At 73.6% G+C, this 13,309-nt stretch carries 11 protein-coding genes; 7 read left to right on the forward strand and 4 right to left on the reverse strand.

Annotated features, from left to right (window positions below):
* Positions 1-38 precede the first annotated feature (38 nt).
* Positions 39-803, forward strand: a complete 765-nt coding sequence (locus tag ACQUSR_RS25175; protein ID WP_431044884.1) for a methyltransferase — start codon at positions 39-41, stop codon at positions 801-803.
* Between the two features lie 273 nt (positions 804-1,076).
* Complete coding sequence (locus tag ACQUSR_RS25180; protein WP_431044885.1) at positions 1,077-1,484, forward strand: DUF3040 domain-containing protein; 408 nt, start codon at positions 1,077-1,079, stop codon at positions 1,482-1,484.
* A gap of 254 nt (positions 1,485-1,738) precedes the next feature.
* Here ACQUSR_RS25180 and ACQUSR_RS25185 read toward each other — a convergent pair whose 3' ends face one another.
* From ACQUSR_RS25185 to ACQUSR_RS25200, 4 genes are all read right to left on the reverse strand, one after another.
* On the reverse strand, positions 1,739-4,186 hold the full coding sequence (locus tag ACQUSR_RS25185; RefSeq protein ID WP_431044886.1) for a transglutaminase TgpA family protein: 2,448 nt from the start codon (positions 4,184-4,186) through the stop codon (positions 1,739-1,741).
* A 115-nt stretch (positions 4,187-4,301) separates the two neighbouring features.
* Complete coding sequence (locus ACQUSR_RS25190) at positions 4,302-5,672, reverse strand: DUF58 domain-containing protein (RefSeq protein WP_431044887.1); 1,371 nt, start codon at positions 5,670-5,672, stop codon at positions 4,302-4,304.
* Positions 5,672-6,766 carry an AAA family ATPase gene (locus ACQUSR_RS25195; RefSeq protein WP_431044888.1) on the reverse strand — a complete coding sequence of 365 codons (1,095 nt, stop codon included), beginning with the start codon at positions 6,764-6,766 and terminating at the stop codon, positions 5,672-5,674. Before ACQUSR_RS25195 ends, ACQUSR_RS25190 begins: the two co-directional genes overlap by 1 nt.
* A 232-nt stretch (positions 6,767-6,998) precedes the next feature.
* On the reverse strand, positions 6,999-7,556 hold the full coding sequence (locus ACQUSR_RS25200; RefSeq protein ID WP_431044889.1) for a beta-class carbonic anhydrase: 558 nt from the start codon (positions 7,554-7,556) through the stop codon (positions 6,999-7,001).
* A 395-nt stretch (positions 7,557-7,951) separates the two neighbouring features.
* Here ACQUSR_RS25200 and rsmH point away from each other — a divergent pair, with 395 nt between their 5' ends.
* The 5 genes from rsmH (at position 7,952) to ACQUSR_RS25225 (ending at position 13,288) form a co-directional block, all read left to right on the forward strand.
* Positions 7,952-8,911: a 16S rRNA (cytosine(1402)-N(4))-methyltransferase RsmH gene (gene rsmH / locus ACQUSR_RS25205; protein ID WP_431044890.1), complete on the forward strand. Its 960-nt coding sequence runs from the start codon at positions 7,952-7,954 to the stop codon at positions 8,909-8,911.
* A 67-nt stretch (positions 8,912-8,978) separates the two neighbouring features.
* On the forward strand, positions 8,979-9,422 hold the full coding sequence (locus tag ACQUSR_RS25210; RefSeq protein WP_431044891.1) for a septum formation initiator family protein: 444 nt from the start codon (positions 8,979-8,981) through the stop codon (positions 9,420-9,422).
* A gap of 4 nt (positions 9,423-9,426) precedes the next feature.
* On the forward strand, positions 9,427-9,567 hold the full coding sequence (locus tag ACQUSR_RS25215; RefSeq protein WP_431044892.1) for a hypothetical protein: 141 nt from the start codon (positions 9,427-9,429) through the stop codon (positions 9,565-9,567).
* The gene (locus ACQUSR_RS25220) at positions 9,564-11,570 is read left to right on the forward strand and encodes a peptidoglycan D,D-transpeptidase FtsI family protein (protein ID WP_431044893.1); all 2,007 of its coding nucleotides are present in this window, start codon (positions 9,564-9,566) and stop codon (positions 11,568-11,570) included. The genes ACQUSR_RS25215 and ACQUSR_RS25220 overlap by 4 nt, the downstream gene beginning before the upstream one ends.
* 11 nt (positions 11,571-11,581) lie before the next feature.
* Entirely contained in the window at positions 11,582-13,288 is a 1,707-nt protein-coding gene (locus ACQUSR_RS25225) for a UDP-N-acetylmuramoyl-L-alanyl-D-glutamate--2,6-diaminopimelate ligase (RefSeq protein ID WP_431044894.1), read from the forward strand.
* The last annotated feature ends 21 nt before the right edge of the window (positions 13,289-13,309 follow it).

Here is a 13,309-nt window from a genome sequence, read left to right on the forward strand (position 1 = left end):
GCAAGCGGTGCCGACGCCGCGCCGAGGAGCCATCCGCTGTGTCAGACCCGCTGCGCCCCCGTGCGTCCCTCCGTACCGCCGTGGTGTGGGAGGTCCTCCAAGAGGCCCTGGACCGCCGGACCAAGAGCGCGGATCCGGCGTCCGGGGGAGTCCTGGACGTCCTGGACACCGGGGGCGGCACCGGCAAGTTCGCCGTCCCCGTAGCCCGGCTCGGGCACCGCGTCACCGTGGTCGACCCCAGCCCGAACGCGCTGTTCGCGCTGGAGCGCCGGGCCGCGGAGGCCGGGGTCGCCGATCGGGTGCGCGGCGTCCAGGGCGATGTCCACGGACTCTTCGACGTCGTGGAGCGCGCCCAGTACGACGCGGTGCTGTGCCACGGCGTGCTGGAGTACGTGGACGACCCGGCCGAGGGCGTGCGCAACGCCGTGGCCGCGCTCCGTCCCGCAGGCACCCTCAGCCTGCTGGCCGCCGGGCTCGGCGGCGCCGTGCTCGCCCGTGCGCTGGCCGGTCACTTCACCGAGGCCCAGCACGCCCTGACCGACCCCGCGGGCCGCTGGGGCAAGGGCGACCCGGTCCCGCGCCGCTTCACCGCCGAGCAGCTGTCCGAGCTGGTCACCGCGACCGGGCTGGAGGTGGGCGCGGTGCACGGCGTACGGGTCTTCGCCGACCTGGTGCCCGGCGTGCTGGTGGACACCGAGCCCGGAGCCGCGGACGCGCTGCTGCGACTGGAGGCGGCCGCGGCGGAGCTGCCCGCCTTCCACGCCATCGCGACCCAGCTCCACGTCCTCGCCGAGCGCGGCTGACCACCCCCAACGCCCGGCGCGCGCCGCAGGTCGGAGCCGGTGGCGTCGGCCACAGGACGCCCGTCGCGCGCCCTCGCCCCGTATGATCAGGAGACGCCGCTCGGCATGGCGGATCGGCGGGTGGGGAATGCAGGTTTCAGCGCCACTGTCCACCAGAGCGGTACCGGTGGGTGAATTGGCGCAGAGGGGCGGGTTTCACGGGGGCGATTCCCTGCCTATCCTGAAAGGGTCGCACCCGGTCGCACCCCCGCGACCGACGAGTAGGAGGACTCTGTGCCGCTCTCGGAGCACGAGCAGCGCATGCTCGAGCAGATGGAGCGAGCGCTGTACGCCGAAGATCCCAAGTTCGCGACAGCGCTTGAGGGTAGCGGCCTGCGCACGTACACCCGGCGACGGGTCTACCAGGCGGTCGCTGGTTTTCTGGTGGGCATCGCGCTCCTCATGGTCGGCGTGGCTGTCCAGCAGATCTGGGTCAGCGTGGTGGGGTTCCTCGTCATGCTCGGCTGTGCCGTGCTCGCGGTGACCGGCTGGCGCAAGGCGCCCAAGCCGGGTGAGCGGCGGGAACGGGGCGCGGGAGAGGGCGGAGCGGCCCCCGGCCGCCGTCAGGGCCGTCAGCGCCGCTCGATGATGGACCGCATCGAGGAGCGGTGGCAGCGCCGCCGCGACGAACAGGGGCACTGAGACATACGCCTGATCGGTGAGGGGCGGATGCCGCATGGCATCCGCCCCTCACCGCTGTCCGGCCCCGACACGCCCGACCGCCGTCACCTTCGCCCGACGGCGGTCAGCCCTGCTGCCGGGGGCTGCCCTGCCGGACGGGGGGCCGCCAGCCCCCGCCGGACGGCGGCCGTCAACCTCTGACGGGGCCGTCAGCCCCCCGCCGGACGGGGGCGTCAGCCCCCTGCCCGACGGCGGTCAGCCCCGCCCGACGGCCGTCACCCTCGCTGGCGTCGGGTCCGCCGCGGCAGCGAGGACCAGCGCGTCCATCGGCGGGATGCCCGGCCCCAGCGGTCCGCCCAGGTGGACCAGCGCTGCGGCCCCGCCCATACCAGCCGGACCGCCGACCGCGGGGCGAGCAGCGCCCGCCACCGCACACGCCGGCCGGCCGAGGCCCGCAAGCCGGTGATGACCCGCCGCACGTCGTCGGCCAGCCCCGTCACCGGGCGCGGCAGCGGGGCGTACAGCACCTGCTCGACCGCCTGCGCGACTCTGCCCGCCGCCTCGGTCGCCGCCGGGTCCAGTCTCCCGGCCTCGGCGATCCGGTCCACGGCCCTGCGCGAGGTCTGCGCGTCGTCCGGGACGATGCCGTAGTCCCAGGCCGTGTCCACGAGCTCTCGCCAGGCCGCGAGCGTGCGGTCGGCCGCGTCCTCGGGGGTGCGGCCGCCGGAGCCGTTCAGCCGCCGTGTGCGGGTGCGCAGCCGCCACAGCATCGGCGCCAGCGGTATCGCGATCAGCAGACATGCCAGCGCGCCGAACCCCACGATCGTGGCCGTGCGGGAGATCCAGCCGCCGCCCCCCTCCGAGTCGTCGTCGGACGGGGCAGGCGGCGCGGCACCGCAGTCACCGAGCTTGCGCGCGTCGGGCGGGCAGCTGTCCGAGGGCGACGGAGCCGCCGTCGACGGGCGCTCCGCTCCGCTGGGCCGGGGCGCCGGCACCTCGGGATCGTCGTCCGACGGAATCGGCTCGATCGTGTAGTCGGGTTGCGAGCCGCGGCTCGGGGTGGGCTCGAAGCGGGTCCAGCCCACGCCTTCGAAGTACAGCTCCGGCCAGGCGTGCGCGTCCTTGATGCCCACCGACATCGCGCCGTTCGACTTCTTCGTGCCCGGGGTGAACCCGACCGCCACCCGGGCCGGAATGCCCAGCGTGCGGGCCATCGCCGCCATCGAGAACGAGAAGTGGACGCAGAAGCCCTCCTTCTGCTCCAGGAAGCGTGCGATGGCCTGGCTGCCGGTGCCCGCCCGCACCTGCGTGTCGTAGGTGAACCCGCCCTTGTAGGAGAACCAGTCCTGGAGCTTGACGGCCTTCTCGTAGGCGTTGCGGGCCCCGGCCGTCACCTCGTCCGCCGTCTGCCGCACGACCGGCGGCAGGGAGTCCGGCACCTGGGTGTACTCGCGCAGCAGCCGCGAGGGCGGAGCGGGCGCGGCGGCCAGCTGATCGGCGGTCGGCTGCACCCGAAGGCTGGAGACCTGGTAGCGCGCGCCCTTCGTGCTCTGCCCCCGGTCGCCGACCAGCGTGCGGCCTTCCGGTTCGAAGCGCCAGCGGCCTTCGATGTCGACCTTGGTGGCGGGGTAGGGGAGCGGCAGCCAGCTCTGGGCATACCACCGGGCGGCCGAGACGGAGGTGGTGATCTCGGTCGTGCGGATGCCGGAGCCGAGCCCCGGCGGGCGGGGCAGGGTCTCCGGCACATCCGTGACCCGGCGCTCCGACGGCTTCCACGCCGTCCCGTCGAACTGGTCCAGGGCGACGATCCGCAGATACAGATCCTGGGTCGTGTCCGAGGTGGTGCGATAGCTGAGCACCTCGCGGTTCTCCGGCTGGTTGAGGCTGTTCTGCAGCGACACCAGCGGGTTCACCGCCGAGATCGTGCTGCCGCCGCCGCCCTTCTCGCCGTTCCCCCGGCGGTCCAGCAGGCCGCCGTTCAGCGACGGCAGCACCGCGGGCACCGCAAGCGCGATCCCCAGCGCCAGGGCGCCGATCCGGCGGCCGGTGCGGACCGGGGCGAGCGCCGCATCTCCGCCACCCGCTGCGGCCAGCCCGGACGCCATCCGCTCCGGCGAGCGTGGACCGCCACCGGGGAAGAGCCGCCCCCACTGAGAGAGCCGGTCCCGGCCTTCGGCCAGGAGCAGCAGCAGATAGCCGCCCGCGGCGAGCAGGAACCACAGCCAGTCGTGGCCGTCGTCCGACAGCCCGGCGGCCACCGAGAACAGGGCCAGCAGCGGCAGCCCGGCGGGCGCGGCGCTGCGGTACGTGACCGCCAGCGCGTCCACGGCGAGCCCGATCACCAGCACCCCGCCGACCAGCAACAGCCGGATGCCGTCGGTCAGCGGCGCCGGGATCGCGTACCGCCCGACGTCGTCGGCGCCGTCCCGCATCAGCAGGCCCAGTTCCTGGAAGGCCTGCGGGCTGGGGAGCACTCCGCCGAGCGCCTGCTCCCGCGCGAAGACCGCGGTGATCAGCAGCAGTGACACCACGGCCTGGGCCGCCACGGTCAGCGGCCGCGCCAGCGGGACCCGCCGCGCCGCGGTGCCCACCGCGCTCTGCACGCAGACCAGGAGGGCCGCCTGGAACATCCACCGGACCGGATCGACCAGCGGCAGCAGCGCGCACGCGGACGCCAGGGTCGCCACCGCCGCGAAGATCGCCAATCGCGCCCGACCGCTCATGACGCGCCCCCCTCGTTCTCCCGCAGGCTCCTCTCCCAGCGCGGCCTCCCCCGGACTCCCCGAGGAGGAGCGGCCTTCGTGTCCGTCTGCGGCCCGGCGGCCGCGCGTGCCTCGCTCATGACATCCCCGTCGTGCTCGCCGTCGGGGCGGGGCCCGCGTCCGCCCGGTTCCCGCCCCGCGCGTCCGTGTGCCGCCACAGGTGGGCCAGCGGTACCCCGGGCCCGACCAGCAGCGCCGTCCACCCCGCCTCGCGGAGCAGCCGCAGCCGAGCCTGAAGCCCGTCGGGATCGGCCGGCCACACGCCTCGCGTCCAGGCCGTGTTGTCCAGGACGAACGCCACCGCGGCGCCGCCGCGCTGCCGCATCCGCGCCACGATCGCGGCCTGCTCCTCGTCGAGATCGCCCAGGAACGCCACCAGCAGCCCTTCGCTTCCGCCGCGCAGCACGTCGTACGCGGACGAGAGGCTCTCCCCGTCCGAGTGGTCCACGACGGCCAGGGTGTCCAGCAGCATCCCCGCGGTGTCCGCCGACTCCAGGGACGAGCCGGGGTAGCCGCCCACCCCGTCGGGGCCGGGAATCGAACTGCCGGTGTCGGTCAGCAGCCGGACGGCGTACCCCCGCTCCAGCAGGTGCACCGCCGCGGAGGCCGCGCCGGACACCGCCCACTCGAACGCGGAGTCCGGCCCCGCGCCGATGTGCGCGACGGCCCTGGTGTCCAGCAGCACCGTGCAGTGCGCCCGCTGGGGCTGCTCCTCGCGCCGGACCATCAGCTCCCCGTAACGCGCGGTGGACCGCCAGTGGACGCGGCGCAGATCGTCCCCGTGGCGGTAGCCGCGCGGGATCACGTCGTCCTCGCCGGCCAGCGCCAGCGAGCGGTTCCGCCCGTCGCCGTACCCCGCGGCCTCACCCGCGAGCCGCACCGCGGGCAGCGGCTCCACCCTCGGCACCACCGTCAGCGTGTCGTAGGCGCTGAACCCCCGCGCCAGCTCGCACATGCCGAACGGGTCGGTCAGCCGCAGTTGGAGCGGGCCAAGGGAATAGCGCCCGCGCAGATCCGAGCGGACCCGGTAGGACACCTCACGCCGCCCGCCCGGCTCGATCCGGTCCAGCACGAAACGAGGGCGTGGACCCAGCACGTACGGCACCCGGTCCTGGAGCATGAGCAGTCCGGTGGGCAGGCGCGAGACGTTGTCGATCCGCAGGTGCACCCGTGCCTCGGACCCGGCGGGCACCCGCGCGGGGCTCAGCCGCCTGCTGCCCGCCACCCGGTACCGGGTGCGGTACAGCACCAGGACGCACACGATCGGCAGCACCGCCAGCAGCAGCCCGACCCGCAGCAGATCGGTCTGCCCCAGCACGACGCTGCACCCCGCCGCCGCGATACCGGCGGCCAGGAAGGACCGCCCGCGCGTCGTCAGCCCGGAGAACGCGGACCCCATCCCGCCCTCGTCGTCACCGCCGCCCGGCGGCCTCCCCCCGCCGGACATCACACCCTCCGTGCGCCCGGCGGCTGCTGGCCGTACTCCACCGGAGGCACGGCGGGCGGCATACCGGGCGGCGCCGCCGGCGGCATCGACGGCGGCATCGCGGGCGCCGGCCGCGCAGCGGCGCGCGGCGCCGCGGTCGGCACCGGCACCCGGTGCAGGATGTCGGCCACGACCTGCTCGGAGGTACGCCGGTTCAGCTGGGCCTGGGCCGTGGGCAGCAGCCGGTGCGCCAGCACGGGCACGGCCAGCGACTGCACATCGTCCGGCAGCGCGAACTCCCGCCCGGCGAGCGCGGCGGCCGCCTTGGCCGCCCGCAGCAGGTGCAGCGTCGCGCGCGGGGACGCGCCGAGCCGCAGATCAGGGTGGTGGCGCGTGGCGGCGACCACCTCGACCGCGTACCGCCGGACGGGTTCGGCCACATGGACGGCGCGGACGGCTTCGACGAGCTTGACGATCTCGTGCGCGTGCGCGACGGGCTGCAGGTCGTCCAGCGGCGACGTGCCGCCGTGCACATCCAGCATCCGCAGCTCCGCCTCCGGGCTGGGATAGCCGACCGACACCCGGGCCATGAAGCGGTCGCGCTGCGCCTCGGGCAGCGGGTAGGTGCCCTCCATCTCGACGGGGTTCTGCGTGGCCACCACCATGAACGGGCTGGGCAGTTCGTACGACTGCCCGTCGATGGTGACCTGCCGCTCCTCCATCGACTCCAGCAGCGCCGACTGGGTCTTGGGGGAGGCGCGGTTGATCTCGTCGCCGATCACTATCTGCGCGAAGATCGCACCCGGCTTGAACTCGAACTCCTTGCGCTGCTGGTCGTAGATGCTCACGCCCGTGATGTCCGACGGCAGCAGGTCGGGCGTGAACTGGATCCGCCGCACGGAGCAGTCGATCGACCGCGCGAGCGCCTTGGCGAGCATGGTCTTCCCCACCCCCGGGACATCCTCGATCAGCAGGTGTCCCTCGGCGAGCAGCACCGTCAGCGAAAGCCGGACGACCTCGGGCTTGCCCTCGATCACGCTCTCCACCGACCTGCGGACCCGCCCCGCTGTGGTGGTCAGATCTCTGAGGCTCGCTCGCTCGTCATAGGTCGTCACCCGGCCCTCCTCGGCCCTTCCCCAAGCTCACGAGGAGCAGGGGATACCCCAGGGCCGACGCCTTCGATACGGATCGGCCCACCCCGAAACGCGCACACCGGTCCCGCCGCTTCCGCGGCGGGGGGTGTACGTACGCAATCTTGCCGTCACCGCGGCGACCTCGTCACTCGCCTGTGGACAACTCCGGGGCGAAGTGCCGAGACCACCGCGGCGAGGGCTGCCTGATGGAAGCTCAGGCCTGCGGATCGATCTCCCGGAGCAGGCCCGTGTGCACATCGAACACGAAGCCTCGCACATCGTCCTTGTGCAGCAGGAAGGGGGAGGTGCGTACCCGCTGCATGGACTGGCGCACGTCCTTGTCGAGGTCCTTGAACGCCTCCACCGCCCACGACGGCCGCTGGCCGACCTCGGCCTCCAGATCGTGCCGGAAGTCCTCGGTGAGGTTCAGCAGACCGCAGCCGGTGTGGTGGATGAGCACCACGCTGCGGGTGCCCAGCGCTCGCTGGCTGATGGTGAGGGAGCGGATGACGTCGTCGGTGACCACACCGCCCGCGTTGCGGATGGTGTGGCAGTCACCGAGCCGCAGGCCGAGGGCGGCGTGCAGGTCGAGACGGGCGTCCATGCAGGCGACGACGGCGACGCGCAGTACGGGACGCGCGTCCATGCCGGGGTCGTGGAACTCGGTGGCGTAGTGGGTGTTGGCTTCGACGAGACGGTCAGTGACCGTGCCTCCGTCACGGAACACGCTGTCGGCTGAGTTGGGCAGCGGCTGAGGCGCGGATATCGACATGGTTACGAAGGTATGCGGAGCTGCGGAAACTCGCCGCCTGTGAGGTCGGGCAAAACGTGGGTAAAAAGACGCCACGGCGTCTTGTGTGAGGTAACCCACAAGAGTGGTACGGGTGTGGTCGTCCAGGTGGCGGCCGGGATCCGGCGCGCCCACGAGACGCGCTGGCCGGTTGGTTGACCGAAGGGACGAGTGGACTAAAGTGACGCGAAGTGGGAGGCGTGACGCTCCCCTCAGGATCCCGAACACCTACGCGTGCGCGGCGCGTACGTACCACTCGGCCTCCTCCCGCTCCCGGTCGCCTGACGCCTCTTCCCCGGCGCCAGAAGACCGCTTCCCCTTCAGAGCGGGTGGGGACCAGGCGGTACGTACCTGCGCGCCGGACCTCAGAAGGGCGCATGAGCAGCAACGCTCTCCACGTTCCCGTCATGCTCCAGCGGTGCCTGGACATGCTCGCTCCCGCCCTCGCCCAGCCCGGTGCGGTCGTAGTGGACTGCACGCTCGGACTGGGCGGGCACAGCGAGGCGCTGCTCGCCACCTTCCCCGCCGCCCGGCTGGTCGCACTCGACCGGGACCCGGCCGCGCTCAAGCTCTCGGCCGAACGGCTGGCTCCTTACGGCGACCGGGCGACGCTCGTCCACGCCGTGTACGACGAGCTGCCGGAGGTCCTGGACCGGCTGGGCATCCCCAAGGTCCAGGGTGTCCTCTTCGACCTCGGCGTCTCCTCCATGCAGCTGGACGAGGCCGACCGCGGCTTCGCGTACGCCCAGGACGCCCCGCTGGACATGCGTATGGACCAGACGACCGGGATCAGCGCCGCCGAGGTGCTCAACACCTATCCGCCGGGTGAGCTGGTCCGCATCCTGCGCACCTACGGCGAGGAGAAGTTCGCCCGCAAGATCGTGGACGCGGTGGTCCGGGAGCGCGAGAAGGAACCGTTCAGCAACAGTGCCCGGCTCGTGGAGCTGATCCGCACCGCGCTCCCGCAGGCCGCCAAGCGCACCGGGGGCAACCCGGCCAAGCGCACCTTCCAGGCGCTGCGGATCGAGGTCAACGGTGAACTCGCGGTCCTGGAGCGCGCGATCCCGGCGGCCGTGTCGGCCCTGGCCCTGGACGGCCGGATCGCCGTCCTGTCGTACCACTCGCTGGAGGACCGCCTGGTCAAGCAGGTCTTCGCGGCGGGCGCGGCGAACACCGCGCCCGCCGGGCTGCCGGTCGTACCCGAGCGCTACCAGCCGCGCCTGAAGCTGCTGACGCGCGGCGCCGAGCTGCCCACGGAGGAGGAGGTCGCGGAGAACCGGCGCGCCGCCCCGGCGCGGCTGCGCGGCGCCCAGCGCATCCGCGAGGACGTGGCGTGAGCGCGGGCGCCGACGCGGAGGCGGCGGAACGGAGCCCGCGGGGGAACGAGGGGGGATGGGGGGCGTGGTGAGCGTGTCGGGGGCATCGGGCGCGGCGGCCGCCAAACGGACCCCGTTCGTCCTGCTCGTCGTGGCGCTGCTGGGCGCCGGGCTGATCAGCCTGCTGGTCCTCAACTCCGCCCTCAACCAAGGCTCCTTCGAACTCGACCGGCTGGAGAAGCAGACCACGGAGCTCACCGACGAGCGGCAGGCGCTGCAGCAGGAGGTGGACCAGCTCTCGGCCCCCGACGCACTGGAGCGCCGCGCCCGCGAGCTGGGCCTGGTGCCCGGCGGCAGCCCGGTCTTCATCGGCCCGGACGGTACGGTGCGCGGCGTCCCGCAGACGGCCGACGGCCTGCCCGCCACGCTGCTCGCCCCCGCCGCGCCGCCGGTCTCGCTGCTCGCCCCCAGGCCGTCCGCGGGGCCGGCGCCGGTGCTGCCCGCGCCGCCCGTCCCGACACCCGGTAGGTGACGCCGTGCCGCACCCCTGGCCGCTGCCCGCCGTACGCCGGACCACCGATGTGAGCCGGATCGCCGCCGCATGCCGGACGGTCGTGGTACGCCGGATGGTCGCAGTAAGCCGGACGGTCGTGGTACGCCGGACGGTCGCCGTATGACGGCCCCGCGCGACCCCCGGCGCCGGGTCCCCCGCCCCGCACGGCCCCGCGGTGACGGTGCCGCCCGCTCCCGCGGCCAGGCGGCGGCCCGGCGGCGCGGCGAATCGGGGACCGCCCGGCCGCGCCCCGGCGTCCGCCGCCCCGGCCCGCGCCCGGCCCGCCCCAACAAGGGAAGCCAGGCGCTGCGGCTCGGCAGCCCGCGGCCCCGGCTGCGGCTGGTCACCCTCGGCCTGACGCTGGTGATGCTCGCCTTCGTCGTGCGGCTGCTCCAGGTCCAGGCCGTGGACGCCGACGCGTACGCCTCCAAGGCCAACGTCAACCGCTACATCCCGGTCCGGCTCGCCGCCGAGCGCGGCACCATCACCGACCGCTCCGGGGTCGACCTGGCCACCACCGTGGACGCGTACGACATCACCGCCGCCCCGGATCTGCTCACCCGCGACAACACCGGGATCGACGACGCGCCGCAGCGGGCCGCCGCGCTGCTCGCGCCGATCCTCGACGCGAAGGAGGCGGACCTGGCCGAAAAGCTCACCGCCAACCCGCGCTCGAAGTACGTCGTCCTGGCCCGCCAGCAGACCCCGCAGGTCTGGAACCAGATCAAGGACCTCAAGAGCGTCCTGGCGGGCAAGGCGAGCCAGCGCAAGGGCGTGAACGTACTCGCCGGGGTCAACCGGGAGGCGCACAGCAAGCGGGTCTACCCCAACGGAGACCTCGCCGCCGGAATACTGGGCTTCGTCAACGCCCAGGGCCAGGGCGCCGGCGGCGTGGAGCGCCTGTTCGACAAGGACCTGGCGGGCCAGGACGGCAAGCGCGTCTACGCCCAGTCCGGTGGCCGCCAGGTGCCCACCGCCGACGTCCAGGAGCAGCCCGCGGTACCCGGCTCCGACGTCGAGCTCACCATCGACCGCGACATCCAGTGGGCGGCGCAGAGCGCCATCAGCGAGCAGGTCGAGCGGTCCAAGGCGGACCGCGGCTACGTCGTCGTCCAGGACACCCGTACCGGGGAGATCCTGGCCCTGGCCAACGCGCCCGGCTTTGACCCCAACGACGTCTCGGGCGCGGACTCGGAGGCGCTGGGCAACGCCGCGCTCACCGACGCCTACGAACCGGGCAGCGTCAGCAAGGTGATGTCGATGGCCGCCGTGCTGGAGGAGCGCGCCGCGCGCTGGGACACCCCTGTGGAGGTCCCCAACCGGCTGCCCCGCGCCGACCGCGCGTTCGCGGACGACATCGACCACGCCACCTGGTTCCTCACCCTCAACGGCGTGCTCGCCAAGTCCAGCAACATCGGCACCATCCTGGCCGTGGAACAGCTGGGGAAAACCCAGCGGGAGGCCAACCAGGTCCTCTACTCCTACCTGCGGAAATTCGGCATCGGCAGGCCCACGGGACTCCGCTTCCCGGGCGAGACCTCGGGCATCCTGGCCAAGCCGCAGGACTGGAGCGCCTCCCAGCAGTACACGATCCCGTTCGGCCAGGGTCTGTCCCTGAACGCCGTACAGGCGGCCTCCGTCTACTCCACCATCGCCAACGGCGGCGAGCGCATCGAACCGTCGCTGGTACGCGGCACCAAGGGAGCCGACGGCGGGTTCACCCCCGCGCCCGCCCCCCAGCGCAACCGCGTGGTCAGCCAGGACACCGCGAAGACGCTGGCCACCATGCTGGAGTCCGTCGTGGACGACCGGGAGGGCACCGGGGCAAAGGCCAAGATCCCCGGCTACCGTGTCGCGGGGAAGACCGGCACCTCCAACCGGGTGGATCCGCGCACCGGCCGCTACCACGGCTACACCGCCTCGTTCGCCGGGTTCGCGCCCGCCGACGAGCCGCGGGTGACCGTCTACTGCGCCGTGCAGAATCCGACCAAGGGCAGCTACTTCGGCGGCCAGGTCTGCGGTCCGGTGTACAAACAGGTCATGGAGTTCGCACTGAAGACGCTGCGGGTCGCGCCGTCCGGCAAGCCCTCGGCGCGGCTGCCCGTAAGCTACTCCCCGGGCACCTGAGGGGACGCGCCGTGACGACGATCACGCCCCCGCCCGGGAACCGCGGCCCATTTCGCGGCGAGGCGGGTACGCCCGGTACGCTCACCGCCGTGCCCCACGCTGATCAGTCTCAAACCTCCCAGCAGGACGCTCCCGCGGCTCACCCGGGAGCGCCCCGCCCCCGCCAGGTCCGCCCCACCCCGTTCGCGGAGCTGGCCGATCAGCTCGGCGTCGAGGCCCCGGCGGGGAAGCCGGTCACCGGGATCACCCATGACTCGCGGGCGGTACGCCCCGGCGACCTGTACGCCGCGCTGCCCGGCGCCCGGTTCCACGGCGCGGACTTCGCCGCCCAGGCCGCCGACCTCGGCGCCGTCGGCGTGCTGACCGACCCGGCCGGCGCCGACCGCGCCGCCGCCACCGGGCTGCCGGTCCTCACCGTGCCGGACCCACGAGCCCGGATGGGCGCGCTGGCGGCCACGATCTACGGCGAGCCGGGCCAGGACCTGCTCCAGATCGGCATCACCGGCACGTCCGGCAAGACCACCACCGCGTACCTCATCGAAGGGGGACTGCGGGCCGCGGCGGGAGCACGGGGGCTGACCGGCCTCATCGGCACCGTCGAGACCCGGATCGGCGACGAGCGCGTCAAGTCCGAGCGCACCACGCCGGAGGCCACCGACCTCCAGGCGCTGTTCGCGGTCATGCGCGAGCGCGAGGTCCGCTCCGTGGTCATGGAGGTCTCCAGCCACGCCCTGGTCCTGGGCCGGGTGGACGGCTGCGTCTTCGACGTCGCCGTCTTCAACAACCTCAGCCCGGAGCACATGGAGTTCCACTCCGGGATGGACGACTACTTCCAGGCCAAGGCGCAGCTGTTCACCAAGGCCCGCAGCCGCGCCGCCGTGGTCAACTACGACGACGAGTACGGCAAACGGCTGGTCGAGCAGGCCGAGGTCCCGGTCACCACCTTCTCGGCCGAGGGCCACCCGGACGCCGACTGGCGCGCCGCGGACGTCGAGGTCGGCGCGCTCGGCTCCACGTTCACCATCCTGGGCCCGAAGGGTGAGCGGGTCCGGGCCGCGTCCCCGATCCCCGGCCCGTTCAACGTCGCCAACGCGCTCGCCGCCGTCACCGCCCTCGTAGCCGCCGGGATCGACCCGCAGACCGCCGCCGACGGCGTCGCCGCCGTGCCCGGCGTGCCGGGCCGGCTGGAGCGGGTGGACGCCGGACAGCCGTACCTGGCGGTCGTCGACTACGCCCACAAGACCGACGCGGTCGAATCGGTCCTGCGCGCGCTGCGCAAGGTCACCAAGGGCCGGCTGCACGCCGTCCTGGGCTGCGGCGGCGACCGCGACCCGCACAAGCGCGCCCCCATGGGCGCCGCGGTCGCCCGGTACGCCGACACCGCCGTGCTCACCTCCGACAACCCCCGCTCCGAGGACCCCCTCGCGATCCTCGCCACGATGCTCGCCGGCGCCGCCGAGGTACCCGCCCACGAGCGCGGCGAGGTGGTGGTGGACGCCGACCGTGCCGCCGCCATCGCCGCCGCCGTGGCCCGCGCCGAGCCCGGCGACACCGTCCTCGTCGCGGGCAAGGGCCACGAGCAGGGCCAGGACATCGCCGGGGTGGTCCGCCCCTTCGACGACCGCCAGGTGCTGCGCCGGGCCATCGAGCGGGCCAGGACCGCCGACCACGACGCGCTTGATCTTCCCCTCTCCTCGCACCCTCACGACCAGGGATGACAGAACGAATGCGCCCACCAG

Origin of the sequence: Streptomyces sp. P1-3 (assembly GCF_050613155.1) — a bacterium.
Classification (GTDB): domain Bacteria; phylum Actinomycetota; class Actinomycetes; order Streptomycetales; family Streptomycetaceae; genus Streptomyces.